Here is a 25,342-nt window from a genome sequence, read left to right as displayed (position 1 = left end):
GACGCATCCGGCTTTATGTTTCCGGACTGCCCTATCCGAGCAGCCACAGGCCGGCCAGCCCGGCGGTGCCGACGAGAATGCGCCAGATCGCAAAGGGCGTGAAGCCGCGATGTGACACGAAATCGAGCAGCGAGCGCACCACGAAAATTCCGGCGACGAAGGCGGCAAGGAAACCAACGGCGATCAGTCCGACGTCGTCGAAGGAGAGCGCGTCCCGGTTCTTATAGAGATCGAGCGCGAAGGCTCCGACCATTGTCGGCATGGCCAGGAAGAAAGAGAACTCCGCGGCGGAGCGCTTGTCGGTTCCCATCAGCAGAGCTCCGGCAATGGTCGCGCCCGAACGCGATGTCCCCGGAATCATCGCGAGGCACTGGAAGAGACCGATCTTCAGGGCGAGCGACGGCGGATAGTCGAACACGTCCGTATAACGCGGCGTCAAAGGGAGCCGGTCGATCGCATACAGGATGACGCCGCCGGCGATCAGTACGACGCAGATGAGCATCGGCGTTTCGAAAAGCACCGACTTGATGAATCCATGCGCGACAGCTCCGATAAGCGCCGCGGGCAGGAAGGCGATGAGGACCGCGAAGACGAAGCGGCGGGCCTTGACGCTCGTCGGAAGCGCGAGCGCGATCGTCAGCAGCTTCTGGAAGTAGACGAGCAGGATCGCCATTATGGCGCCGAGCTGGATCAGAACGGCAAACGTATTTCCGGGCGATTTGAACCCGAGAAAGTGTCCGGCGAGCAGCACATGCGCCGTCGACGACACCGGGATGAACTCCGTCAGCCCTTCGATGAGCCCGAGAACGAGCGCACTTATGATCGATTGATCCGCCATGGATAAGTCATTCCTGATATAAATGGATGTGGGAGGAGAAAGTCGATTCTCTTGTGTTTGCCACCGCAACTACCTATAGCTCGTTGTAACGAGCCGTGGCCAGACGCATATGCCGCGACGCCGATATCCCCGAAAACAGCTGCAATCTGATCATCGATGCCGACACTGTATCATCACCCCATGTCACCAGCTTCGCGGTTCGTACGCCTTATTCTCTCAGAATATGGCTATCAGACGGAATTGAGCGAAGAGCAGCCATGGGAGAACCGGCGCGACTTCCTGACCCTGAACCCGGCCGGCACGCTCCCGGTCTATGTCGATGACAGCATGCGCGCGCTCTGCGGCGCTACGATCATTTCCGAATATCTCGACGAGACCAGCGGCATCATGAAGCGCGACCGCCGTCTTCTTGCGGAGGACCCGTTTCAGCGCGCCGAAATCCGCCGGCTTACCGAATGGTTCCTGCAGAAGATGGAAGCCGACGTCACGCGCCCGCTCGTGCGCGAGCGCATCTTCAAGCTGCAGATGACCCCGGACCAGGGCGGCGGCGCGCCGGATTCGAAAATTCTCCGCACCTCGCGCAGCAATATCCGCCAGCACATGAAGTATCTCTCCTGGCTCGCCGGATCACGCCCCTGGCTCGCCGGCGACCGCATCTCCTATGCGGACCTCGCCGCCGCCGCGGCGGTCTCCGTGCTCGACTATCTGGGAGAGATCGACTGGTCCGATGCACCAACTGCCAAGGAATGGTACCAGCGGCTGAAGTCGCGCCCATCCTTTCGGCCGCTGCTCGCCGAGCGGGTCCGCGGCGTGACCCCGGTCTCCCATTATGCGGACCTCGATTTTTAAGGACGCAAACATGCCCGGCGACGCTGGAAAAGCGGAGAACCAGGGCAGGAAGCGGCAGACCCTCACCGTCTTTCTGAAAGAGGAAGCCGCGGCCAAGGGTTTCGATATCTGTCGCATCACGCACCCGGATGCCATCCCACACGCGCCGGAGCGGCTGAAGCAATTCCTGGCTGCCGGCGCTCACGGCACCATGGACTGGCTTGCGGAGACTGCCGAGCGCCGTGCCGCTCCGCGCGTCCTGTGGGGCGAAGTGCGCTCGATCGCCCTTTTCGGCATGAACTACGCTCCCGAGGACGACCCTCGCGACATCCTCGCCAGGCGCGACCGCGGTGCAATTTCCGTCTATGCCCGCAATCGCGACTATCACGACGTGGTCAAAGGCCGGCTGAAAGAGATCGCAACACGCTTTGCCGCCCGTGCGGGCGAGGACGTGAAGGTCTTCGTCGACACCGCCCCGGTCATGGAGAAGCCGCTTGCGGAAAAGGCCGGTATCGGCTGGCAGGGCAAGCATACCAATCTGGTCAGCCGCGAATTCGGCTCCTGGCTGTTTCTCGGCAGCCTCTTCACGACCGCCGAACTGAAACTGGACGAACCCGAACGCGATCACTGCGGTTCCTGCCGGTCCTGTCTCGACGTCTGTCCGACCAATGCCTTTCCGGCACCCTACCGGATCGACGCGCGACGCTGCATCTCCTATCTCACGATCGAGCACAAAGGGCCAATCGAAACCGAGTTGCGGCCGCTGATCGGCAACCGCATCTATGGCTGCGACGATTGTCTCGCCGCCTGTCCCTGGAACAAGTTCGCGCGCTCGGCATCGGAATTGAAACTCCAGGCGCGGGACGACCTCAAGGAACCCGAACTCTCGTTCCTGTTGACCCTCGACGACACGGGGTTCCGCGCATTCTTTTCTGGATCGCCGGTAAAACGCATAGGGCGCGATCGTTTCGTCCGGAATGCCTTGATCGCCGCTGGCAATTCCCGCGAGAAGAGCCTGATACCGATCTGCAAGACGCTGGCGGCCGATGCGTCGCCAACCGTCAGAGGGATGGCGGTCTGGGCGCTTTCGCGGCTGATTTCACCCGCCGATCTGGCGGCGTTTGCCCTGCAATGCGGACCTGAAACCGACAACGAGGTTCTTTCGGAATGGAAAATGGCGGGAGTGAGCCGATGAATGTCCTGATCCTTGGTGCCGGCTATTCCGGCACAGCGATTGCCAAGGCGCTCGCTCCCTTGGCGAATTCCGTGACCGGCACTACCCGGTCGGCAGAAAAGCTCGGCCGTCTCGAGGCTGCCGGTATCCGCCCGATCCTCTTCGACGGCGCGGATATATCGGAAGAGCTCAAGGATGCGATGAGGGACACTACCCATCTCGTTCAGTCGATCGCGCCTGGCCGCGAAGGCGACCCGATGTTCCGTGCCACCACGCCGCCGCTTGCCGAACTCCTGCCGCGACTCGAGTGGGTGGGCTATCTTTCCACGGTCGGCGTCTATGGCGATCATGGCGGCGCCTGGGTCACGGAGGATACGCCGCTCAACCCGGTCTCGCAGCGCTCGCTGGAGCGTGTGGAAGCGGAAAACGCCTGGCTGCGGCATGGTGCGCAGTGCGACGTTCCCGTGGCGGTGCTGCGGCTTGCCGGGATCTACGGCCCGGGCCGAAATGCATTCCGCAATCTCTCCGAAGGGACAGCGCGCCGCGTCATCAAGCCGAACCAGGTCTTCAACCGCATCCGGGTTGAAGATATCGGGGCGGTGAGCGCCTTCCTCGCAGAACGCGGCACGGGCGGCGTCTTCAACGTGACCGATGACGAACCCGCGCCGCCGCAGGATGTCGTGCTGGAAGCGGCCCGGCTCATGGGCGTCGAACCGCCGCCTGAGATCCCCTTCGAAACCGCCGAAATGTCCCCGATGGCGCGCTCCTTCTACGGCGAAAACAAACGTGTCTCCAACGCGCGGCTGCGTCAGATGGGCTTTGATCTGGCCTTTCCGAACTATCGCGTTTCGCTTGCACAGCTGTGGACGTCCGGCGCCTGGAACCGACAGTAAGCGCCCGATTCGATGAATGCGGCCAGAATATCGTTCGCGTTTCCAAGCAAGTCCATCGCGGTGCCGAAAGTATTGATTCGCAGCGAATCGCCTTGACACGACTATGCTGTCTTTATTCCGTCTATACTTCGCCATTTTCCACAACCATGGCGATAGTCACGACAATTCGACGGTGGAGATTCGAGGATTTCCATGCGACGCGAAATTTTTAATGATTTTTTTCCAGAGAGCGGCTGCTGCGCGACTCCGGCGGCCGTCAGGAGCGCTTAGTTGCTGATTCCAAAGAATTTCACGCAGAGTTTCGAAATAATCAAACCCATCTTTTATTTTTAAATTTAACCGTTCCTCAATCATTCCTAATGAAAACCTAACGGTTGAAGCACGTTTTCGCCATTTTTTCCCTCAATTAGCTCGATCAACAAAGGGAACGACAAAATCTTCAAACCGAAGGGGGCATCGCTTGAAGCCAGCGAAAATCAAGACTGCTGCCGCGGCAGCGCTATTCACCGTTGGGATGGGCTTGGTCTCGGCATCCGACAGTCAGGCAGCAGGCGCCGGTTGCGGCGGGGCGTCCTGGTACGCGCTTTCGTCCAAAACCGCCTCCGGCGAAAGAATGAATGCCGCGCACCTGACGGCCGCGCATCGCAGCCTGAAATTCGGCACGAAGGTCCAGGTGACCAACAAGCGCAACGGCAAGTCCGTCGTCGTCCGGATCAACGATCGCGGTCCGTTCATTCGCGGCCGGGTGATCGATCTCTCCAAGGCCGCCGCCTCGAAGATCGGCATGGTCCGCTCCGGCACCGCCAGCATCTGTTACACGGTCGTCAACTCCTGACGATGCACGGCTTCGCCCGATACCGCCGGGCGAACCAGGCTGCAAGGGCCGGTCGCCCTTACATAATGCGGCCACCGTCTTGCTCTTCGATGTCATCGCCGTTACCACGGCGAAAAAGGAGTTCATCGAAGATGCGATTGGGCGGAAGGCTCTTGGGAGCCATTGAGGTTCTTGACGATATCGAGAAGCGCAAGCGACCGGTCGCCGACGCGCTCAAGGATTGGGGCCTGTCCCATCGCTTCGCCGGCTCCGGCGATCGCGCCGCTATCGGCAATATCGTCTATGACGCCTTGCGGATGAAACTCTCCCACGCCTATCTCATGGACAGCGACAGCGCGGTAGCCCTTGCGCACGCGGTCATGTACCGGCAATGGGGCTTTGACGTCGACGCACTGTCGGCCGAACTTGCCGACGACAAGTTCGCGCCCGAAGCGCCCTCGGAGGCGATGATGCAGGCCTTCGCCCAGCGGCGGCTCGAAGAGGCACCCCTGCATGTGCAGGCCGATATTCCGGAATGGACGCAGGCCTCCTTCGAAGAGAATTTCTCCGACGACTGGCTGGCCGAAGCGAAAGCGCTTGCCGGCCGGCCGACGCTCGACCTGCGCGTCAATACGCTGAAGGCGACGCGTGAGAAAGTACTGAAAGCGCTGGACCGCAGCGGCGCCGAGCCGGCGGCGATTGCCCGGCACGGCGTGCGCATTCCCGCCGGCGAGGGCGCGTCGCGCCTGCCGAACGTGACGGCGGAAGTCTCGTTCCAGAAGGGCTGGTTCGAGGTTCAGGACGAGGGCTCGCAGATCGTCGCAGACCTCGTCTTTCCCGGCGAGGGCGAACAGGTGCTCGACTACTGCGCCGGCGGCGGCGGCAAGACGCTGGCCATGTCGGCGGCGATGAACAACAAGGGCCAGGTTCACGCTTACGACGCCGACCGAAAGCGGCTGGCGCCGATCGTAGAGCGGCTGAAGCGCGCCGGCACCCGCAATGTTCAGGTGCACGAGTCGGCCGGGTCGCTCACGCCCCTCATCGGCCGGGTCGACCGCGTACTCGTCGATGCGCCCTGTACCGGGACCGGAACCTGGCGGCGCCGCCCCGACACGAAATGGCGCCTGACGCAGAAAAACCTCGAGGAGCGGTTGGCCCAGCAGGAGGAGGCGCTCGCCGGCGCCGCTCAATTCGTGCGCCCCGGCGGGCATCTGATCTACGTCACCTGCTCGGTCCTTCCGGAGGAGAACGAGGCACAGGTCTACGGCTTCTGCGAGGACAATCCGGAATTCGAGGTCCTCTCGGCCGCCGACAACTGGGCCGCGCTCTTCGGCACCGACAAGCCGCAGCCCTGGTCCGCCGACATGAAGACCGTCACGCTGACGCCGGCATCGACCGGAACCGACGGATTCTTCTTCTGCCTCATGGGCAGGAAGGATTAGGCCACCCCCCGGCGCGCGCCACCATGCACGGCGGGCTGCGCCTTCAAACCGTTCTAAACTATACACTTTGACACCAGTTTGCTTTTGGTCCATGACTCCTGCGCTTTTCACGGGGTTGGAGCTGCACGCTCTATCGATGAGCAAAGGAGAGGGTCATGTCCAAGAATTTCATCCGAGCCGCCGCGCTGGCGCTCATGACGGCGACATCGGCGCTGGCGTTGCAGCCGGCGAATGCGGCAACCGACGCAGCCGCGGTCGTCAAGCATTACGCAGCCATTGCGCATGCCAAATACGAAGATGCGCTGGCCACGGCAGAAGCGCTGGAAAAGGCCGTGGATGCGCTGATCGCAAGCCCGCGCGAGGAGACCTTGAAGGCCGCGCGGGAGGCTTGGCTCAAGGCACGCAACCCCTATCAGGAAACGGAAGTCTATCGCTTCGGCAACGCGATCGTCGACGAATGGGAAGGCAAGGTGAATGCCTGGCCGCTGGACGAGGGCCTCATCGACTATGTCGACGCAAGCTACGGCAGCGAGAGCGATGAGAACGCGCTCTTCACCGCCAATGTGATCGCCAACAAGATGATCAAGGTCGACGGGCAGGATGTCGATGCCACCGACATCACGCCGGAGCTCCTTTCCGGCACGCTGCAGGAGGCAGGCGGTATCGAGGCGAATGTCGCGACCGGCTACCACGCGATCGAATTCCTGCTGTGGGGACAGGATCTGAACGGAACGGGCCCGGGCGCCGGCAATCGGCCCTACACGGACTTCGACACCAAGGCCTGCACCAACGGCAATTGCGACCGCCGCGCCGCCTATCTCAAGGCCGCGACGAGCCTGCTCGTCTCCGACCTCAAGGAGATGGTCGCGAACTGGACGCCGGACGGCGCTGCGACCAAGGCGGTCGAGGCGGATCCGAAGGCCGGTCTCGTGGCGATCCTCACCGGCATGGGCTCCCTCTCCTACGGCGAACTCGCGGGGGAGCGCATGAAGCTGGGCCTGCTTCTGCACGATCCGGAAGAGGAGCACGACTGCTTCTCCGACAATACCCACAACTCGCATCTGCACGACGCGATCGGCATCCAGTCGGCCTATAGCGGCGAATATACCCGCGTCGACGGCAGCAAGCTCACCGGCCCTTCGCTCTCCGAGCTCGTCGCGGCAAAGGACGCAGCCCTCGACAAGGAAATGAAGGATGGTCTCGCCACGACGGTCGAGAAGATGCAGGCGATGGCCAAGCGCGCAGAAACGGTCGAAGCCTACGACCAGATGATCGGCGAGGGCAACGCGGAGGGCAACGCGACGGTTCAGGCGGCGATCGACGGGCTGATCGCCCAGGCGAAGACCATCGAGCGCGTCATCGCCGCGCTCGACCTCGGCACGGTGGAACTTGAAGGTTCCGACAGCCTGGACAATCCTGGCGCCGTCTTCCAATAAGCTGAAAAGGCGGGCCGCGACCGATAGGTGGCGGCCCGGCCCTCCCCGATGAGAATGATCGCCCGCTTTCTGGCGCTAACCATTGCAGCGCTCATTGGCCTCGTCCCCGCGGCGTCGCGCGATGGCGGTATCGCGGAAAAGGCGGGTGTCGGATGCGCGCCTGTTCGCGACGACCTTTCCGCCCATGACCTCGAGCGCGTCCTGACGGTCACGCGCCAAACCGCGGATTTTTCCAAGGCCGAGCCATTCGAGTCGATGCCGGGCGGCGCTGCGACGACGCCCGCACCCCCCGACCGGAGGGTCTTTTCGCACGCCTCCGCCAACCTCTCCTTCGAGGACGAACAGAATTTTCACCTCGGCAAGGCGCTCTTCGAAAAACTATGGGTTTCCTCGCCGTCGTCCACGCAGGCCTCGGACGGGCTGGGGCCGCTCTACAATGCGAGGGCCTGCGAGAGCTGTCATGTCCGTGACGGGCGCGGCCGTCCGCCCGAGGGAGCCGTCGGCGCGACGTCGATGCTCCTTCGGCTCGCCCGTGCCCCACGCGACGACGCCGAGCGCGCGGAGATAACTTCCCATGAACGGCTCAACTTTCCCGACCCGGTCTACGGTGCTCAGCTTCAGGACAGCGCCGTTCCGGGGCTTGCAGCCGAGGGCCGCCTCGGCATCAGCTATACGGAAGAACTGGTGACGCTTGCCGGCGGCGAAACGGTCGCGCTCCGCAAGCCGCATTATGCGATCGCCGATCCCGGCTACGGGCCGGTCGATGCGGCGACGACGCTGTCGCCGCGCGTCGCCTCGCCGATCATCGGCATCGGTCTCATCGAGGCCATCCACGAGGCCGACATTCTGGCGCGCGCCGATCCGGAGGATCGCGACGGCGACGGCATCAGCGGACGGCCGGCTCTCGTGCGCGAGCGCCGGACCGGCCTCGTCACCCTCGGCCGCTTCGGCTGGAAAGCGCAGAATCCGACCGTGCGCCAGCAGGTCGCCGATGCCTTTGCCGTCGATATCGGCATCTCCACCTCCGATCTCGACCGCAGTCATGGCGATTGCACGGCTGCCCAGACGGGCTGCCTCGATCTGCCGGACGGCGTGCAGCCGCGGCTCGGAGCGGTCGAAGCCCCCGACCCGGTGCTCGACCTCGTGACGCTCTATTCCTCCAATCTTGCCGTGCCTGCTCGCCGCAAGGCGAGCTTTCCGGAAACCTTGAAGGGCAAACGGCTCTTCCATGAAGCCGGCTGCGCCGCCTGCCATGCACCGAAATTCGTGACCCGCCGGGACGCCACGCACAAGGCGCAGGCGTTTCAGCTCATCTGGCCCTATTCCGACTTCCTCCTGCACGACATGGGCGAAGGCCTCGCCGACGGCCAGCAGGTCGGCGAGGCCAGTGGCCGCGAATGGCGCACTCCCCCGCTTTGGGGCATAGGCTTGTCCAAGACCGTCAGTGGGCACAGTTTTCTGCTCCATGACGGACGCGCCCGAAACGTGGCCGAAGCGGTTCTCTGGCATGGCGGCGAAGCGGCGAAGGCACGCAATGCCTTCGCCGCCATGCCGAAGGACGACCGCAAAGCCCTGATCGCATTCCTGGAGTCCCTCTGATGCGCCTACCCCTCGCGAGCATCCCCCTCATTCTTGGCCTGTTCTTTCCCGCTGCGCCCGCGGCGGCGCAGGAAGGCGGTACGCTTTCCCCGCGCGTCGTTGACGAGGCGGCGGTGCCGGGCGTGATGGCGCAGGCCGTGGACGGCTTCATCATTCCCGGCTATCGCGATCTTGCCGAGGCGACGAACACCCTGTCCGAAGCGAGCACCACGCTTTGCACATCGCCCTCCGAGGCGACCCTCAAAGCCGCCCGGTCGGCCTTCTCGGACGTCGTCGATAAGTGGTCCGCGATCGAGATCATCCGCCTCGGCCCGGCCCTCGAACAGAATCGGTTCGAGCGCTTCCTCTTCTATCCCGACCGGAAAAGCACGGGCTTGAAGCAGGTGCAGGCAATCCTCGCCAGGAAGGATGAGAGCGCCACCAAAGCAGAGAATCTCAAGGGGAAGAGCGTTGCCGTGCAGGGGCTCGGGGCGCTCGAATTCGTACTCTACGGCACCGGCGCGGAAGCCCTCTCCGGCGATGATGGCGGCTTTCGCTGCCGATATGGGCTCGCTGTGTCGGAAAACCTGAGGAGCATCGCGGGCGAGTTTCTTGCCCAATGGGAAAAGCCGGACGGCATCCAGGCCGCCTGGAAGGAGCCAGGCCCTGGCAATCCGCTCTTCCGCGACAACAAGGAAGCCGCGACCGAGCTTCTCGGCGTCCTCGTCCACGGCGCCGAAATGATAAAGGACCAGAGGCTGCGCCCCTTCTATGCCGGCATGGTCGACGGGAAGCCCGATAAAGGTCGACCGAAGCTTGCAATCTACTGGCGCTCGTTCAACACGATGCCGGCGATCTCCGCGAATTTCAGCGCCCTGCAAAAGCTCTTCAATACGGCCGGCATGGAACGCCTTCTGCCGGCTGACAGCCGGTCGATCGCCGGCTCGATCAACTTCCTCTTCAAAGCTCTGATCGCCGCCGCCGACCGTCTGGAAGGCCCGGTGGATGCAGCGCTTGCCGACGAAAGGCAGCGCGCCAGGCTCGATTTCATCGCGCTCAACGCCGCCGACCTGCTCGACCGGCTCAATCGCGAATTCGGCGGATCGATCGGGCTCGGCGCCGGTTTCTCCTTCGCCGACGGCGACTGACACGCGAACGTGAAATGTGCTGCGGAACCCGGTGCTTGACAAGGCGGGTATTTCGGAGCAAAGCGCACTCCCATGGCCGCCGAGGCGGGCATGTCTCACCAACAAGGATCAACTCAAGATGAACCCCGACAGTCGAAGTCGAGCCTTCATGCTCACGGCCGTCCGGACCTGACTTGATCAGGGCTCCGCCGGTCGGATGACTCGGCCCCATGGAGCCCTGAAATGCTGCGCATCTACAAAAGCCAGAACAGCCGCCTTGTGCTCGTCGATCTGCTCGACGGACTGGCATGCCAGGAACCGGTGATCTGGTTCGATCTCTTCAGCCCGTCGAGCGAGGAAACGCGCCTTGTCGAGGAGCGCCTCGGCCTCGCCATCCCGACTCGTGACGAGATGCAGGAGATCGAACTTTCCGACCGGCTGTACCAGGAGGACGGCGCCGAGTTCATGACGATGACGGCGACCGCCAAACTCGACAGCGATTGCCCGGCGAAGGTGCCCGTGACCTTCATTCTGAAGGGCACGACGCTGGTGACCGTCCGCCACGCCGACGCGAAACCTTTCCAGGTCTATGCCAACCGCATCCGGAAGCCGAACGGCGCCGCTTGCGAAACAGGGGAACTCGTCATGTTCGGCCTGCTGGAAGCGATGATCGACCGTACGGCCGATGCCCTGGAGCGCGCCGGCAACGACGTCGATGCCATCTCAAGGGAGGTCTTCCGCAAATCGAACGCCAGCGCCACCAAGAAGACGCGCGACCTGCAGTCGCTGATCGAGCAGATCGGCCAGAAGGGCGACCTGTTGACCGTGATCCGCGAGAGCCTCGTCAGCATAGGCAGGCTGGTCGCCTATCACGTCGCTCTCGAGGGGAGCGGGCCACGCAAGGCGGCCAAGGAGAGCCGGCAGAGAATAAAGCTCGTCCAGCGCGACGCGGCCTCGCTTGGAGACCACGCGCTGTTCCTGTCGAACAAGATCAATTTCCTGCTCGACGCGACGCTGGGACTCATCAATCTCGAGCAGAACCAGATCATCAAGATCTTTTCGGTCGCCGCCGTCGTGTTTCTGCCGCCGACGCTGGTCGCCTCGATTTACGGGATGAATTTCCAGGTGATGCCGGAACTCACCTGGCGGTTCGGCTATCCCTATGCGCTGGCGCTGATGGTCGCCTCGGCCCTGTTGCCGTTTCTCTATTTCAAGCGCCGGGGCTGGCTGTGATAATGGAGCAGCGCCTCGCCGGTTGCAGGAAATCGCATGAAGACCACAACCCTCATCTGCCGCCGCAGCTTCGTTAAAATGGCGGGTGCCGCCTGGGTGGCGGCCCTTGCCCCCCGCGGCGGCTTTGCCCTCGAAAGGACCGATGCCGTCTTCGCCTCAGCTTTCATGGCGCCGGACGGCAGCTACGGCGTCGCGACGCTCACGGAAGAAGGCGAGATCGTGGAGCGCAGGCTGCTGCCGGCGCGCGCGCACGGCATGGCCTTCTCCCCCGCAAGCCGGCGCGCGGTCGCCTTCGCCCGGCGGCCGGGCACCTATGCGATGATCTTTGCGACGGACGGCGCCGCCGAACCGGTCGTCATCACCTCCGCCGAGGGCCGCCATTTCTTCGGCCATGGCTGCTTTTCGGCCGATGGCCGGCTTCTCTATGCGACCGAGAACGACTTTTCCGCCAATCGCGGCATGGTCGGCATCTATGACGGCCGCCAGAACTTTATCCGGATCGACGAATTTCCGACTTACGGCATCGGTCCGCACGACATGACGCTTGCCGCCGACGGCTCAACGCTCGCGGTTGCCAATGGCGGCATCGAGACCCATCCGGATTTCGGCCGCACCAAGCTCAATCTCGACCGCATGGAGCCGAGTCTCGCCCTCATCGACGCGGCGACAGGGGCGCTTATCGAGAAGCATGCGCTGCCGCCGGAGCTCAATCGCCTTTCCACCCGCCATGTCGACATCGGCGCCGACGGACGCGTCTGGTTCGCCTGCCAGTACGAAGGCGCGCGCAACGATTTCCCGCCGCTTGTGGGGCACTTCGCCAAGGGCGAGGACCTGACCTTCATCGACCTGCCGGAGCGCACCACGGCGGCGCTCGCCAATTATGTCGGCGCCATCGCGGTCAACCGCCGCGACGGACTTGTCGGCCTCACTTCTCCCAAGGGCGGCGTCGCCGTCACTCTGGACGCAAATACGGGCGCCGTCCTCAGGGAGGAACAGGTAACGGACGCAGCTGGCGTTGCCGCCGCGAAGCATGGTTTCGCCGTCTCCTCCTATGGCGGCCTGTTCGCGGAGCGCGCGAGTGCCGTCGCCTGGGACCAGCACATCATCCGCCTTGGGGATCAGGTCGACGCGTCCCCGAAATCCGAGAGCGTCACGAGGTCGTCCCAGCGATAGGCGACCTGATCCAGGCTTTCCCTGCCGACGCTGACCCGGCCCTGGCCCACCGCGCGGGCGCCGAGCCGCTCGTAGAACGTCCTGTTGGGATTGTCCTTCAACACCCACGCAAAGAGCGACGAGCCCCCGGTCTCGCGGCAATGGGCGGCGACGCAGCGCACCAGGGCAGAACCGAGCCCGGCGCCTTGGAATTCCGGGAGGAGGTAGAGTTCGTACAGCTCTCGATCGAAAGCGGGCGGCATGCCCCGGGCCTTGCCGTAGTTTGCAAAGCCGATCACCCGCCCTTCAGCCATATCGGCTGCGACCATCATGAAGGCGCCCGGGAAACGCATGCGCCGCGCGTGCCGGATGGCCTGATCCTCGACGGTCATGTCATCGAGATAGGCATCGGCGATGATGCCGCGAAACGTCGCACGCCAAGTGCTGACCAGCACCGATGCGATCATCATGAGATCGTCGGGAACGGCCGGTCTGATTTCGATGCGCCTGATGTTTCTCATTGCAAAGATATATGGACGCGGCGCGCCCGGCGAAAGTCTGCCCTTGTCGTTTGCGCGTGAGGTGGCCGGTACTTCCTTGTCTCGCCGACGAGGCTTGTCCTCTTTCGCGACGCATGCCACTGTCGGCGCCGACGCGGGCGGTCGGACCCGTATTCGCAGGGATTTTGCACTTGAGGGACGACGGCGGGGACTACGATTTTCGCGAACGTATCCGGGAAAGCTTCAGGCGCCAGGCCGCGATGCGCACGATCGGGGCCGAGCTCACGCGCGTCGAACCGGGGACGGTCGAGATCGAGCTGCCTTTCGATGCCAAGCTGACGCAGCAGCACGGTCTTCTTCATGCCGGCGTGATCTCCGCCGCGCTCGATGCCGCGGGGACCTACGCGGGCTATTCGGTACTCGACCCCGAGGCATCGCTGCTGACGATCGAGTTCAAGGTCAATCTTCTCTCGCCCGGGCGCGGCGAACGCTTCCTTTTTCGCGGTGAGGTGACCAAGCCCGGCACGACGATCATCGTTTCGGACGGGCGGGCCTATGCGGTCAGGTCCGACGGACCCGCCAAGCTCATCGCTTCTATGACCGGAACGATGATGGTGGTGCGCGGACGCCAGGGGATCGAGGGATGAGTTTCGAGCTGAAGACCGTAGCCGCCAGAAAGATCCTTTACGTGATGGCCGTGGATGCCGAGTACGGCCCTTGCCTCAAGGCACGGATCGCCCCGCTGATGACGGGCGTCGGTCCCGTCGAAGCTGCCGTCAGCGTGACCCGGGCGCTTGCGGAGCTTCATGGGAAGGGCAGCCTGCCGGACCTCGTCGTGTCGCTCGGCTCGGCCGGCTCCGCGACTCTCGAACAGACCGAAATCTACCAGGCGGTCTCGGTCGCCTACCGCGACATGGACGCCTCGCCGCTCGGCTTCGAGAAGGGCGCAACTCCCTTCCTCGATCTGCCGGCCGTGGTCGAACTGCCGCTCAGCATTCCCGGTGTGAAGAAGGCGCGGCTTTCGACCGGCGCCGACATCGTCTTCGGCACGGCCTATCAGGCGATCGACGCCGACATGGTCGAGATGGAGACCTTCGCGGTCCTGCGCGCCTGCCAGGTTTTCGGCGTGCCGCTCATGGGACTGCGCGGCATCTCGGACGGAAAGGCGGAGCTGAAGCATGTCGGCGACTGGATCGAGTATCTGCACGTGATCGACGAGAAGCTTGCCGATGCTGTCGATCGGCTCGAAGCGGCGCTGGAAAAGGGAGAAATCCAGCTCTGAGCCTTCTGTAGCGGGTGCTTAATTGTCCGGGTGCAATGTTATCGTTGCGCCGGCAGCAGGGTTTGATTAAAGGCTCGCCATGAACACGCCCGTTTGAAGGCCCGCCATGACCCAGACAGCCCATCCCGATACCGTCCTCATCGTCGATTTCGGCAGCCAGGTGACGCAGCTCATCGCCCGCCGGGTGCGCGAATCCGGCGTCTATTGCGAGATCGTGCCGTTCCAGTCGGCCGAGGAAGGCTTCCGTCGCCTGAAGCCGAAGGCCGTGATCCTGTCCGGCAGCCCGGCTTCGACCCTCGACACCGGTTCGCCTCGGGCACCCTCCGTCATCTTCGATAGCGGTCTGCCGGTCTTCGGCATCTGCTATGGTCAGCAGACCATGTGCGCCCAGCTCGGCGGCAAGGTCGAGAGCGGCCATCACCGCGAATTCGGCCGGGCCTTCCTCGAAGTGGAGAAGGACTGCGCCCTCTTCGACGGGCTCTGGTCGCTCGGCTCGCGCCACCAGGTGTGGATGTCGCATGGCGACCGGGTCACTGCATTGCCCGAAGGCTTCGAAGTCGTCGCGACTTCTTCCAACGCCCCCTTCGCCTTCATCGCCGATGAAAAGCGCAAATACTATGCCGTCCAGTTCCATCCGGAAGTGGTGCATACGCCTGATGGCGCGAAGCTCATCGCCAACTTCGTCCACAAGGTCGCCGGCATTACGGGCGACTGGACGATGTCGGCCTATCGCGCCAAGGCGGTCGAGGCGATCCGCAAGCAGGTCGGCGACAAGAAGGTGATCTGCGCGCTTTCCGGCGGCGTCGATTCATCCGTTGCAGCCCTCCTCATCCACGAGGCGGTCGGCGACCAGCTTACCTGCATCCTCGTCGACCATGGCCTGATGCGCAAGGACGAGGCGGCGAATGTCGTCGCCATGTTCAAGGAGCACTACAACCTTCATCTGCTTCATATCGACGCTTCCGATCGCTTCATCGGCGAGCTCGAAGGCGTCAGCGATCCGGAGACCAAGCGCAAGATAATCGGCCGTCTCTTCATCGAGGTCTTCGAGGAAGAAGCCAAGAAGCTCGGCGGCGCCGATTTCCTCGCCCAGGGCACCCTTTACCCGGACGTCATCGAAAGCGTCTCCTTTACCGGCGGCCCCTCGGTGACGATCAAGTCGCACCACAATGTCGGCGGCCTGCCGGAGCGCATGAACATGCAGCTCGTCGAGCCGCTGCGCGAGCTCTTCAAGGACGAGGTCCGGGTGCTCGGCCGCGAACTCGGCCTGCCCGAAAACTTCATCGGCCGCCATCCCTTCCCCGGCCCCGGGCTTGCGATCCGCTGCCCCGGCGGGATTACCCGCGAGAAGCTCGAAATCCTGCGCGAAGCCGATGCGATCTATCTCGACGAGATCCGCAAAGCGGGCCTCTACGACGCCATCTGGCAGGCTTTCGCCGTGCTGCTGCCCGTGCAGACGGTCGGCGTCATGGGCGACGGGCGCACCTATGAATTCGTCTGCGCATTGCGCGCCGTGACCTCCGTCGACGGCATGACTGCCGACTTCTACCATTACGACATGGAATTCCTCGGCCGTGCGGCCACCCGGATCATCAACGAAGTCCGCGGCATCAATCGCGTCGTCTACGACGTCACCTCGAAGCCGCCGGGCACTATCGAGTGGGAATGAGATAAGAGGCTACCGGCAGTCTTAGCGCAGGGCTCCGGCTTAGCCATACGACGGCCAGGACACAGTCGCGATCAAAGCATAAGACGCGTTGGAACGCCGAGCGCGGGCCCGGCCTCGGCAAGTCGACGATCGAGTGTGTGAACCGTAGCGCCATGCTCCGACGCCACGGCAAGATGCAGCGCATCGCCGGCGCGAAGCCCGAGCGCGTGTTGATCGGCGAACCTGGCGGCAGCCCGAAACTGTCCGCCCGTCACCGGCAGCACGGTCAGGCTCTCGGCCACCAGCTTGTTGAATATCGCAAGCGCCGCGGCGCGCTGTTCCAGGTCGACCTGGCCGGTCCGCAGCTTGATCGCCATGGCCGAGGAAACCTCAGTGACGGTCCAGTCGCTTATCAGAAGTTCAACGGGATCCTGCTCCGCCAGCCACCCCTGGACGCGTGGCGTCATCGCCTCGTTGAAAAGGGCCGCGACGATCATCGACGTGTCCAGATAGAGCATCAGTAGCGATCGTCATCCCGCATCGAACGCACCAGATCGGCGGCGCTGGCGGACTGTGTCGGCATGGTTTCCGTAAGCGACTGGAGCAGGGCTGCATCGATCCGCTTGCGCGGACTGGCGACGGCCGTAAGCCGGGCGACAGGCTTTCCACGCCGGGTGATTTCGATCGTATCCCCCGCCTCGACCCGATCGACAAGGTCGCTCAGATGTGCCTTGGCATCTGCCAGTTTGATTGCGTCCACGTCGCGCTCCTGACCATGTAGATAGTCATATAGAACATTGAATTTAAGAATTCCAGTGAATGTCGCCGTCGAGCCCACCGCAACGGCTTGGCCCTTGCGAAGAGGCGTACGAGAACCGATAAGCTGACGATCCGAGCAATGCGGGGAGAGACTGTGGACATTTCCGAGATCATCATCGCCGGCGATACGCCCGGCATCGAGTGGCGGCTGCCGGTGTTCCGGTTCAAGGGCAGAAGTGCTACGGCGCCGCGGACCTATATTCAGGCGGCGCTCCATGCCAACGAACTGCCGGGCACGGCGCTGCTGCACTTCCTGCTTGAAAGGCTCCGCCGGGCGGATGAAGACGGCGCTATCCTGGGCGACATCACCGTCGTTCCGCAGGCCAACCCGATCGGCGCAGCGCAATCGCATTTCGGAGAGCTGCAGGGGCGTTTCGACCTCGGCTCGCGCACCAACTTCAACCGCGACTTTCCGCTGATCTCCCTTCGCGATCGTGACGGCCTGCTCGATGAGCCGGACCGATATTCGGCCATGGACCGATTGAAGCGGCATCTCCTCAACATGGCGCTCGGCGCCGATCTCGTCCTCGATCTTCATTGCGACGACGAGGGGCTGCAATACGCCTATATCGACGAGGCCTTCTGGCCGGAGGCAGCCGATCTTGCCGCGGCTCTGGACATGGAGGCGGTGTTCCTCTCCGACGGCCAAAGCTCGGCCTTCGAGGAAGCGGTCGCCCATGCGTGGAAGCACGAGAGCGAAGGCGAGCGCAGGACCGCCCTGCCCGGCCGCCTGTCGGTGACGGTGGAACTGCGCGGCACGCGCGACGTCTATCCGGAAATTGCGCGCAAGGACGCCGAAGGCATGTTTCGCTTTCTTGCCGGCCGCGGAGTCGTTGCAGATACAGGCGCAGGCATTCCGGTTTTCGCCGGCAAGGCCGTGCCGCTCGACAATATCGAGATGATCCGCGCACCGGAGGCCGGTGCGATCCTCTTCCACCGCAATATCGGCGACAGCGTCGAGGCCGGAGAACTGCTGGCGACCGTCCTGGTCAGCCCCGGCGTGCCGGGCGGCACCGTCGAGGTCCGGGCGCCGCAGGACGGGCTCATCGTCACGCGCGTCTCCACCCGTCTCGCCCGCCGCCGGTCCGACCTGATGAAGATCGCCTGCGCCGAACCTTCACGTGCGGCGCGAAAGCCGGGGACGCTGGAGGCCTGAACCTGTCGTTTCGACCGGCCGAGGCGTGGAACCGGCTTGCCTTTCCGCCTGCGGGAAACGACTATGATCCGATCCACTGCACCAAGAGGAATACCGGATGTTCGACGCCCTCGCCCGCCAAGCCGACGATCCTTTGCTGGCCCTGATCGGTCTGTTCAGGAAGGATGAGCGCCCCGGAAAGGTAGACCTCGGCGTTGGCGTCTATCGCGACGAGACCGGACGCACGCCGATCTTCCGGGCCGTCAAGGCGGCGGAGAAGCGGCTTTACGAAACACAGGACAGCAAGGCCTATGTCGGCCCCGAAGGAGATCTCGTCTTCCTCGATCGCCTCTGGGAGCTCGTCGGCGGCGACACGGTCGAGCGGAGCCATGTTGCGGGCGTGCAGACGCCCGGCGGCTCCGGCGCGCTCCGCCTGGCGGCGGACCTCATCGCGCGCATGGGCGGCCGTGGCATCTGGCTCGGGCTGCCGAGCTGGCCGAACCACGCGCCGATCTTCAAGGCGGCCGGGCTCAATATCGCGACCTACGACTTCTTCGACATTCCGTCGCAGGCGGTCGTCTTCGATAACCTCGTGAGCGCGCTGGAAGGTGCTGCGCCCGGCGACGCGGTGCTGCTGCATGCAAGCTGCCACAACCCGACCGGCGGCGTCCTGACCGATGCGCAATGGATGGAGATCGCCGCGCTGACGGCAGAGCGCGGCCTGCTGCCGCTCGTCGACCTCGCCTATCAGGGGTTCGGCCGCGGCCTGGACCAGGATGTCGCCGGCCTCAGGCATCTTCTCGGCGTCGTTCCGGAAGCGCTCGTCGCGGTCTCCTGCTCGAAATCCTTCGGGCTTTATCGCGAGCGGACGGGCGCGATCTTCGCTCGCACCACTTCGTCCGCATCGGCAGACCGGGTGCGCTCCAACCTCGCGGGCCTCGCACGCACGAGCTATTCCATGCCGCCCGATCACGGCGCAGCCGTCGTGCGGACGATCCTTGACGACCCGGAACTCAGGCGCGATTGGGCGAAGGAACTGGAGACGATGCGGCTCAGAATGACCGGCCTGCGGCGGTCGCTTGCCGAAGGACTCCGCACCCGCTGGCAAAGCCTCGGCGCAGTCGCCGAACAGGAAGGCATGTTCTCCATGCTGCCGCTTTCCGAAGCGGAGGTCATGCGGCTCAGAACCGAGCACGGCATCTATATGCCGGCATCCGGCCGTATCAACATCGCCGGGCTTAAGACGGCGGAAGCCGCCGAGGTTGCCGGCAAGTTCACCAGTCTCTGATCTCCAGATCACGATGCTTTTAGGTCGGGTCGACCTAAAAGCATGGACGCGATCGATTCCAAGAAGCTGGGGCGGGATGCGGGCGGAAAACCGCACACACTTTTCCTCATCCCGCTCTGAGCCTATCTCCGGGCCTTTTCCGACGCTCAGCGCCCGGCTATGTCTTCCCGCATCTGGAAGAACGGGAAGACTCGGCAATGACGGTTACGATCTACGGCATCAAGAACTGCGACACGATGAAGAAGGCGCGGAACTGGCTCGACAGCCGCGGCACTTCCTACGATTTCCACGACTACAAGGCCGAAGGCATCGATCGCGCGCAACTCGAGCGCTGGTGCGCCGAACTCGGTTGGGAGACGCTGCTCAACCGTTCGGGCACCACCTTCCGCAAGCTGGATGAGGCCGACAAGCGGGACCTGACGACCGACAAGGCGATCGCGCTGATGCTTGAGCAGCCGTCGATGATCAAGCGCCCGGTGCTCGAGACGGACGGCAAGCTGCTCGTCGGCTTCAAGCCGGAACTCTACGAAGCCGAATTCGGGGCGTAGGCCATGTCCAAGACGACCCGGGCGACGCAGGCCCTCGCAAAGGCCGGCGTCATTTTCACCGTTCACAGCTATGACTATGATCCCGGCGCCGAACGCGTCGGGCTGCAGGCGGCGGAGGCACTCGGCGAGGACCCTTCCCGCGTGCTGAAGACGCTGATGGCCGAGGTGGACGGCAAGCCGGTCTGCTGCATCGTGCCCTCGGACCGGGAGGTGAGCATGAAGAAGCTCGCCGCAGCCTTCGGCGGCAAGTCGGCGAGCATGATGAAACCGGCAGACGCGGAGCGGCTCACCGGCTATCACGTCGGCGGCATCAGCCCCTTCGGGCAAAGAAAGACGGTCCCGACCGCGATGGAGGAAGCGGCGCTTGCCGAAGCGCTGGTCTTCATCAATGGCGGGCAGCGTGGCCTGCAGGTGCGGCTTGCGCCCAGGGATGCGCAAGCCGCATTGAGTGCGGTTGCCGCGTCTCTCATCGCCTGATTTCCTCAAGAGGGAGTGTCAGCCGAGCCTTGAAAGCAGAGAGGCAAGCGCGCTTGCCTCCTCTTCGCTGAGCTTTGCGCCGACGTGACGCGCGATCGATGGCCCATAGGTCTGCCACATGCGCCCTCGCATGGCACGGCCCTTCTCGGTCACGACGACCCAGCAGCCGCGTGCGTCCTCGTCGAATGCCTCTCTCTGCACGAGGCCTTCCTTCTCCAGCCGGTCGATCAGGCGGGACAGGTTGTATTGAGCAAACAGCGTGCGGGCTTCGATCTCGAAGGGGCGCAAACGGCCGCCCTCGGCCTTCACCAGTTCCCACAGCACGTCGTACCAGCCGAGCGGCGGCAGGCCCGCCGCCTTGAAGTCCCTTTCGATGGCCGAAAAAGCGCGCCGCTGCGCCCGCATCAGACCGATCCATGCCCCTGTCGCGGCCGCGGTCGGCTCGCTGCTATCCGTCCTTTTCACGCTCATAGATGCAATTACATTTATATTGACGCGTTTGGCAAGCCACGTTATATGCATATGCATCTAAATACAGGCCGGGAGACGACCGATGACCGCGAAGCTCACCCTTATCAGCCACCATCTCTGCCCCTATGTGCAGCGTGCCGCGATTGCGCTCCGCGAAAAAGGCGTGCCCTTCGAGCGCGTCGATATCGACCTCGCCAACAAGCCCGACTGGTTCCTGAAGATCTCGCCGCTCGGTAAGGTGCCGCTGCTCCGCATTTCACAGGATCGCGGCGAAGCGATCCTCTTCGAGAGCACGGTCATCTGCGAATATCTGGAGGAGACACAGGCCGGGCCGAAGCTGCATCCCGCCGATCCGCTGGCTCGGGCCCGCCATCGCGGCTGGATGGAGTTCGGCTCCTCCGTACTCTCCGATCTCTGGGTCTACGAGACCACACGGGACGCCGGCACGCTTGAAGCCAAGAGGGACGTGCTCAAGACGAAGTTCGCGACCGTCGAAGCGGAACTCGGCAGCGGTCCCTATTTTTCAGGCAGCGCCTTCAGCCTTGTCGACGCGGTCTTCGCACCGGTCTTCCGCTATTTCGACCTGTTCGACACGATTTCCGACAGCGGCATCTTTCACGGCCTGCCGCGCGTCACCGCCTGGCGCGAGGCGCTGGCCGAGAGGCCGAGCGTGAAAGCTGCGGTCGGCGCGGACTATCCGCAGCGGCTGATGGCTTTCCTCGAAAAGCACGAGGCGGCTCTGCTCGACGCGGGACGGGTGGCTGCCTGAAGGCGCTTCTGTTTTCGGCGGAACCGGTCTAAAACCGCTGACATCCGCAAGAAGACGAGCAGGAGCCGCCATGAACGCCCCCCTCCAATCCGCAAAGAACCCTGTCGATCCGGTCAAGCTCGAAAAGCTCGCCGAGGTCGCCATCAAGGTCGGTCTGCAATTGCAGAAGGGCCAGGACCTGGTGATGACCGCGCCGATCGCGGCGCTGCCGCTCGTGCGCCTCATCACCAAGCACGCCTATATGGCGGGCGCCGGGCTGGTGACGACCTTCTACGCCGACGAGGAAGCGACGCTTGCCCGCTACGCCCATGCGCCGGACGAGAGCTTCGACCGCGCCAGCGACTGGCTTTACGAGGGCATGGCCAAGGCCTATGCGGGAGGCGCTGCGCGCCTCGCCATCGCCGGCGACAACCCGATGCTGCTTTCGGCTCAGGATCCGACGAAGGTCGCCCGCGCCAACAAGGCGAACTCGATCGCCTACAAGCCGGCGCTCGAGAAGATCTCCAACTTCGACATCAACTGGAACATCGTCTCCTATCCGAATCCCTCCTGGGCGAAGCAGATGTTCCCCGATGATCCCGAGGCGCTTGCCGTGGAAAGGCTGGCAAATGCCATCTTCGCCGCCTCGCGCGTCGACGTCGGCGATCCGATCGCCGCCTGGAAAGAGCACAATGCCAATCTGCACCGACGTTCGGCCTGGCTGAACGAGGAGCGCTTCGCCGCGCTGCATTTCACCGGTCCCGGCACCGACCTGACCGTCGGGCTGGCGGACGGCCACGAATGGCATGGCGGCGCTTCGGTCGCCAAGAACGGCATTACCTGCAATCCGAACATCCCGACGGAAGAGGTCTTCACTACGCCGCATGCGCTGCGCGTCGAAGGCCATGTGTCGAGCACGAAGCCGCTCTCCCACCAGGGCACGCTGATCGACAATATCCAGGTACGCTTCGAAGCCGGCCGCATCGTCGAAGCCAAGGCCTCGCGCGGCGAGGAGGTGCTGAAGAAAGTGCTCGACACGGACGAGGGCGCACGCCGCCTCGGCGAAGTGGCGCTGGTGCCGCATTCCTCGCCGATTTCGGCAAGCGGCGTCCTGTTCTACAACACCCTCTTCGACGAAAACGCCTCGTGCCACATCGCGCTCGGCCAATGCTATTCGAAGTGCTTCCTCGACGGCGCAAGCCTCAGTCAGGAACAGATCCGCGCCCAGGGCGGCAATTCGAGCCTGATCCATATCGACTGGATGATCGGCTCGGGCGAAGTGGACATCGACGGCGTTCGTGCGGACGGCGCCCGTGTGCCCGTTATGCGCAAAGGCGAGTGGGCCTGACACTGCGGGCCCGATGAACCCCTCATCCGCCTGCCGGCACCTTCTCCCCGCAAGCGGGGCGAAGGGACAAGCGGCGCCGACTGAACCCCGCATTCACCGCCCGCTCGAGGGAGCGAGCGGGCGCGGCATATCCCTTCTCCCCGCCTGCGGGGAGAAGGTGGCGGCAGCCGGTTGAGGGGCAATCCCACGCTCGGCCTTCCCTCGAACCGCCAGGTCCGCAAAGGGCAACCGCGAGGATGGCGACCGAGGGAGGGTGAGGCAGAGTCTGACCGGGGAGAGGGTTGGATGCTCATTTCCAGCTATCGCGCCGAGGCAGCTAAGTTGCCTCGTCCATTTGTTGACCTCGTGCGTGGCGCTTCGGCCGGCTGGTAAATCGAGAGGACATGGCCGTCAGGATCGGCAAATTCGGCCGACCAGCCGCCGGGCGCGTGGCTTACCGGTGTGACGATCGTCGCTCCCTTTTCGGCAAGGCCGCCGACGACATCATCAATTCCGCCCTCTGCGAGGTCGAAAACGATGATGGGCGTGTTGCCGGGTTTGCTTTCCGCAACGAAGAAGATCAGGTCGACATTGTTTTCTATGCTGGCCATGAGCCAGTCGTTGCCGGCGCCGTCATCGCCCATGCGCTGGACGTCGAGGCCCAGCACGCTGCGATAAAAGGCTTCCGTCCGGGCGATGTCCGAGACGTAGTAGCAGATGGTTCCGATACGTGTTTTCGACAGCATTGATTGCTTCCTTGTGTTCGTTACCCCGGTTTGTTGCCGCCAGCTGTCTCTTTGTGAGAGGCGCGTGGAGAAAAATTTATTGCGAAGAGATGGCCGTCCGGATCGTGGCTGGCAAACGCGGCCGGCCGCCGCGCGTCACCGGCAGGAGCGCGCGCCGAATGCGGCCGCTCGCCAGCGGGTAGTGCAAGCCGAGCGTTCTCAGGTTTGCGTCGGTGTTGCCGGCATCACGCCAGGCACGCCGAAGCATGAGGATGCGCTGGCGTAGCGCCTCATCGGAGATTCTAAGGAGATGGCGAATCTCTGGTCGGTTGTGACCGGCAATTGCGAGCAGCATCACGATCCGGAGGCTGGGCGTGAGTGTGGCTGCAAAAGCCAATACATCGCTGACATCCACTTCATCCTCGGCTTCCGGAAAGCATATGTGCCCTTCGCGCCGAACACGGCGTGCTGCCGTTCGCGCCTGCATCGCAGCCAAATTACGGATGACGCCGCGAAACCAGGCTCGATCGTCGCCGGTCGGGAACCGCTGCGCCTTGAGCGCGACGATCAGCGCTTCATGCAGCAGGTCCTCTGCGTCGGCGGCGCGGCGGGTCTTGCGCCTGGCGAAACGGAGGAGGTCAAAATAATGCGCCGACGTCAAATGATCGACCATGAAGGGCTGCGTTTCTCCGGTGACTGCCGCCAATGTGAAACGCTTACCCTGTGGTTGCAACCCCTCGCGTTAAGGCTAATCAGCCGTGCCGGCGCCCCCTCTCGCCTGCCGGCACCTTCTTTCCGCAGGCGGGGCGAAGCAGTCTCGCGGCACTACATCAGCCGAAATAAACCCGGCCTATCCTCGCGCTCATTCCCTCTTCCCGCTCGCGGGGAGAGGGTTAGGAGGCGGCTGCGGCGCGGCGCGCGGCCTGTGCATACTGGCTCATCCACACGCTTGCGAAGACGGTTGCGATCCCAAGCACCTGCACCGCCGTCAACTGCTGATCGAGCACGCCCCAGCCGATGAGGATCGCGACGACGGGGCTCAGGAAGCCGAGCGGCGAAACCTGGGACGGTTCGAGCCGAGATAGGCCGCGGAACCAGAGAAGATAGGTGAAGGCGGTGCCGATCAGGCCGAGATAGGTGAAGCCCAAAATATTCGCGGCAGTGAGCGGAGGCAAAGAGGGTTCCAGCAGGAAGGTGACCGGCATCAGCAGCAGCCCGCCGGCCGCCAATTGCCAGGCGGTGAAGGTGAGCGGCGAGACCGGCGGCGTCCAGTGTCGGCTCAGCACGGTGCCGAAAGCCATAGAGACGGCGCCTGCCAGGCCGGCCGCGACGCCCACCGGATCAAGCGCCGCTTTTGGCGTCAGCACAAGGAGCGCGACCCCCGCCATGCCGGCAATGCCGGCAACGACGCTCAACGCCCGGGCCGGCGAGCCGAGAACGATGCGCGACAGGACGATCACGATCAACGGCTGAATGGCTCCGACGGTTGCGGCGACACCGCCGGGCAGCCGGTAGGCGGATACGAAAAGCATCGTCTGAAAGAACGAGAAGTTGAGCGCGCCGAGCACGAAACTGCGGGCCAACCACACACCCGTCGGCATTTGCCGGACGACAAGCAGCAGCAGCAGCCCTGCCGGAAGCGCCCTGAGCATTGCGACCGTGACCGGGTAACCCGCCGGCAGAAATTCCGTTGTGACCAGATAGGTACTGCCCCATATGGCCGGCGCTATGGCCGTGAGCAGAATATCGGTGCTGCGCATGCTCATCTCATCACCTCAAGAATCTTTACATCAAGATAAATCTATCCCAATTTATCTTGACGTCAAGATACATGGAGGCTACGACTTCAGGAAGGCGAA

27 protein-coding genes are annotated in these 25,342 nt (G+C 63.7%); 19 read left to right on the top strand and 8 right to left on the bottom strand.

Annotated features, from left to right (window positions below; translation table 11 throughout):
- Positions 1 to 31: 31 nt before the first annotated feature.
- Positions 32 to 838, bottom strand: coding sequence for an undecaprenyl-diphosphate phosphatase (locus SINAR_RS0128705; RefSeq protein WP_028002284.1), 807 nt, complete (start codon positions 836 to 838; stop codon positions 32 to 34).
- 156 nt (positions 839 to 994) lie between these two features.
- Between SINAR_RS0128705 and SINAR_RS0128700 the strand changes: the two genes are divergently transcribed.
- The 10 genes from SINAR_RS0128700 to SINAR_RS0128655 all read left to right on the top strand — a co-directional run bounded on the left by SINAR_RS0128700 (position 995) and on the right by SINAR_RS0128655 (position 12,536).
- Positions 995 to 1,687 carry a glutathione S-transferase family protein gene (locus tag SINAR_RS0128700; RefSeq protein WP_028002283.1) on the top strand — a complete coding sequence of 231 codons (693 nt, stop codon included), beginning with the start codon at positions 995 to 997 and terminating at the stop codon, positions 1,685 to 1,687.
- 10 nt (positions 1,688 to 1,697) lie between these two features.
- Positions 1,698 to 2,861, top strand: coding sequence for a tRNA epoxyqueuosine(34) reductase QueG (gene queG, locus SINAR_RS0128695; protein ID WP_028002282.1), 1,164 nt, complete (start codon positions 1,698 to 1,700; stop codon positions 2,859 to 2,861).
- Positions 2,858 to 3,733, top strand: a complete 876-nt coding sequence (locus SINAR_RS0128690; protein WP_028002281.1) for an SDR family oxidoreductase — start codon at positions 2,858 to 2,860, stop codon at positions 3,731 to 3,733. Before queG ends, SINAR_RS0128690 begins: the two co-directional genes overlap by 4 nt.
- Before the next feature lie 460 nt (positions 3,734 to 4,193).
- Positions 4,194 to 4,568, top strand: coding sequence for a septal ring lytic transglycosylase RlpA family protein (locus SINAR_RS0128685; RefSeq protein WP_028002280.1), 375 nt, complete (start codon positions 4,194 to 4,196; stop codon positions 4,566 to 4,568).
- 131 nt (positions 4,569 to 4,699) lie between these two features.
- Positions 4,700 to 5,989 carry an RsmB/NOP family class I SAM-dependent RNA methyltransferase gene (locus tag SINAR_RS0128680; RefSeq protein WP_028002279.1) on the top strand — a complete coding sequence of 430 codons (1,290 nt, stop codon included), beginning with the start codon at positions 4,700 to 4,702 and terminating at the stop codon, positions 5,987 to 5,989.
- Between the two features lie 155 nt (positions 5,990 to 6,144).
- The gene (locus SINAR_RS0128675) at positions 6,145 to 7,425 is read left to right on the top strand and encodes an imelysin family protein (RefSeq protein WP_028002278.1); all 1,281 of its coding nucleotides are present in this window, start codon (positions 6,145 to 6,147) and stop codon (positions 7,423 to 7,425) included.
- 48 nt (positions 7,426 to 7,473) lie between these two features.
- Positions 7,474 to 9,024 (top strand): di-heme oxidoreductase family protein, encoded by a 1,551-nt coding sequence (locus tag SINAR_RS0128670; protein WP_028002277.1) that lies wholly within the window; start codon positions 7,474 to 7,476, stop codon positions 9,022 to 9,024.
- Complete coding sequence (locus SINAR_RS0128665; RefSeq protein ID WP_028002276.1) at positions 9,024 to 10,151, top strand: imelysin family protein; 1,128 nt, start codon at positions 9,024 to 9,026, stop codon at positions 10,149 to 10,151. Before SINAR_RS0128670 ends, SINAR_RS0128665 begins: the two co-directional genes overlap by 1 nt.
- A gap of 222 nt (positions 10,152 to 10,373) precedes the next feature.
- Entirely contained in the window at positions 10,374 to 11,363 is a 990-nt protein-coding gene (locus SINAR_RS0128660) for a magnesium transporter CorA family protein (RefSeq protein WP_028002275.1), read from the top strand.
- A gap of 36 nt (positions 11,364 to 11,399) precedes the next feature.
- Entirely contained in the window at positions 11,400 to 12,536 is a 1,137-nt protein-coding gene (locus tag SINAR_RS0128655) for a DUF1513 domain-containing protein (protein ID WP_028002274.1), read from the top strand.
- Here the strand turns inward: SINAR_RS0128655 and SINAR_RS0128650 are convergent.
- The gene (locus tag SINAR_RS0128650; RefSeq protein WP_028002273.1) at positions 12,482 to 13,036 is read right to left on the bottom strand and encodes a GNAT family N-acetyltransferase; all 555 of its coding nucleotides are present in this window, start codon (positions 13,034 to 13,036) and stop codon (positions 12,482 to 12,484) included. The two genes, SINAR_RS0128655 and SINAR_RS0128650, sit on opposite strands and share 55 nt — an antisense overlap.
- A gap of 239 nt (positions 13,037 to 13,275) precedes the next feature.
- Here SINAR_RS0128650 and SINAR_RS0128645 point away from each other — a divergent pair, with 239 nt between their 5' ends.
- The 3 genes from SINAR_RS0128645 to guaA all read left to right on the top strand — a co-directional run bounded on the left by SINAR_RS0128645 (position 13,276) and on the right by guaA (position 15,966).
- Positions 13,276 to 13,662, top strand: coding sequence for a PaaI family thioesterase (locus tag SINAR_RS0128645; protein ID WP_234710667.1), 387 nt, complete (start codon positions 13,276 to 13,278; stop codon positions 13,660 to 13,662).
- Positions 13,659 to 14,297 (top strand): 5'-methylthioadenosine/S-adenosylhomocysteine nucleosidase, encoded by a 639-nt coding sequence (locus SINAR_RS0128640; protein WP_028002271.1) that lies wholly within the window; start codon positions 13,659 to 13,661, stop codon positions 14,295 to 14,297. The genes SINAR_RS0128645 and SINAR_RS0128640 overlap by 4 nt, the downstream gene beginning before the upstream one ends.
- Positions 14,298 to 14,403: 106 nt before the next feature.
- Positions 14,404 to 15,966, top strand: coding sequence for a glutamine-hydrolyzing GMP synthase (gene guaA / locus SINAR_RS0128635; RefSeq protein WP_028002270.1), 1,563 nt, complete (start codon positions 14,404 to 14,406; stop codon positions 15,964 to 15,966).
- A gap of 71 nt (positions 15,967 to 16,037) precedes the next feature.
- On the opposite strand, the gene SINAR_RS0128630 is transcribed toward guaA, so the two are convergent.
- The gene (locus SINAR_RS0128630) at positions 16,038 to 16,463 is read right to left on the bottom strand and encodes a type II toxin-antitoxin system VapC family toxin (protein ID WP_028002269.1); all 426 of its coding nucleotides are present in this window, start codon (positions 16,461 to 16,463) and stop codon (positions 16,038 to 16,040) included.
- A complete protein-coding gene (locus SINAR_RS0128625; protein WP_028002268.1) occupies positions 16,463 to 16,705 on the bottom strand; it encodes a type II toxin-antitoxin system Phd/YefM family antitoxin in 243 nt (80 codons plus the stop codon). Before SINAR_RS0128625 ends, SINAR_RS0128630 begins: the two co-directional genes overlap by 1 nt.
- A 153-nt stretch (positions 16,706 to 16,858) precedes the next feature.
- Here SINAR_RS0128625 and SINAR_RS0128620 point away from each other — a divergent pair, with 153 nt between their 5' ends.
- The 4 genes from SINAR_RS0128620 (at position 16,859) to ybaK (ending at position 20,212) form a co-directional block, all read left to right on the top strand.
- Positions 16,859 to 17,920 carry a succinylglutamate desuccinylase/aspartoacylase family protein gene (locus SINAR_RS0128620; protein WP_028002267.1) on the top strand — a complete coding sequence of 354 codons (1,062 nt, stop codon included), beginning with the start codon at positions 16,859 to 16,861 and terminating at the stop codon, positions 17,918 to 17,920.
- 97 nt (positions 17,921 to 18,017) lie between these two features.
- Positions 18,018 to 19,187 carry a tyrosine aminotransferase gene (gene tatA / locus SINAR_RS0128615; protein ID WP_028002266.1) on the top strand — a complete coding sequence of 390 codons (1,170 nt, stop codon included), beginning with the start codon at positions 18,018 to 18,020 and terminating at the stop codon, positions 19,185 to 19,187.
- Between the two features lie 197 nt (positions 19,188 to 19,384).
- Positions 19,385 to 19,735, top strand: coding sequence for an ArsC family reductase (locus SINAR_RS0128610; protein ID WP_028002265.1), 351 nt, complete (start codon positions 19,385 to 19,387; stop codon positions 19,733 to 19,735).
- Positions 19,736 to 19,738: 3 nt separating this feature from the next.
- Positions 19,739 to 20,212 (top strand): Cys-tRNA(Pro) deacylase, encoded by a 474-nt coding sequence (ybaK, locus tag SINAR_RS0128605; RefSeq protein WP_028002264.1) that lies wholly within the window; start codon positions 19,739 to 19,741, stop codon positions 20,210 to 20,212.
- An 18-nt stretch (positions 20,213 to 20,230) separates the two neighbouring features.
- Here ybaK and SINAR_RS0128600 read toward each other — a convergent pair whose 3' ends face one another.
- Positions 20,231 to 20,683 (bottom strand): MarR family winged helix-turn-helix transcriptional regulator, encoded by a 453-nt coding sequence (locus tag SINAR_RS0128600; protein ID WP_028002263.1) that lies wholly within the window; start codon positions 20,681 to 20,683, stop codon positions 20,231 to 20,233.
- Between the two features lie 82 nt (positions 20,684 to 20,765).
- Here SINAR_RS0128600 and SINAR_RS0128595 point away from each other — a divergent pair, with 82 nt between their 5' ends.
- Positions 20,766 to 21,452 (top strand): glutathione S-transferase family protein, encoded by a 687-nt coding sequence (locus SINAR_RS0128595; protein ID WP_028002262.1) that lies wholly within the window; start codon positions 20,766 to 20,768, stop codon positions 21,450 to 21,452.
- 70 nt (positions 21,453 to 21,522) lie between these two features.
- A complete protein-coding gene (locus tag SINAR_RS0128590; protein ID WP_028002261.1) occupies positions 21,523 to 22,779 on the top strand; it encodes an aminopeptidase in 1,257 nt (418 codons plus the stop codon).
- A gap of 299 nt (positions 22,780 to 23,078) precedes the next feature.
- On the opposite strand, the gene SINAR_RS01000000133965 is transcribed toward SINAR_RS0128590, so the two are convergent.
- The 3 genes from SINAR_RS01000000133965 to SINAR_RS0128575 all read right to left on the bottom strand — a co-directional run bounded on the left by SINAR_RS01000000133965 (position 23,079) and on the right by SINAR_RS0128575 (position 25,249).
- Complete coding sequence (locus tag SINAR_RS01000000133965; protein ID WP_050577563.1) at positions 23,079 to 23,504, bottom strand: VOC family protein; 426 nt, start codon at positions 23,502 to 23,504, stop codon at positions 23,079 to 23,081.
- Positions 23,505 to 23,580: 76 nt separating this feature from the next.
- Entirely contained in the window at positions 23,581 to 24,156 is a 576-nt protein-coding gene (locus tag SINAR_RS01000000133960) for a sigma-70 family RNA polymerase sigma factor (RefSeq protein WP_234710644.1), read from the bottom strand.
- Between the two features lie 220 nt (positions 24,157 to 24,376).
- Positions 24,377 to 25,249: an EamA family transporter gene (locus tag SINAR_RS0128575; protein WP_028002260.1), complete on the bottom strand. Its 873-nt coding sequence runs from the start codon at positions 25,247 to 25,249 to the stop codon at positions 24,377 to 24,379.
- Between the last annotated feature and the right edge of the window lie 93 nt (positions 25,250 to 25,342).

This window comes from Sinorhizobium arboris LMG 14919 (genome assembly GCF_000427465.1).
Taxonomy (GTDB): domain Bacteria; phylum Pseudomonadota; class Alphaproteobacteria; order Rhizobiales; family Rhizobiaceae; genus Sinorhizobium; species Sinorhizobium arboris.
This window is presented reverse-complemented; position numbering and strand designations above follow the sequence as displayed.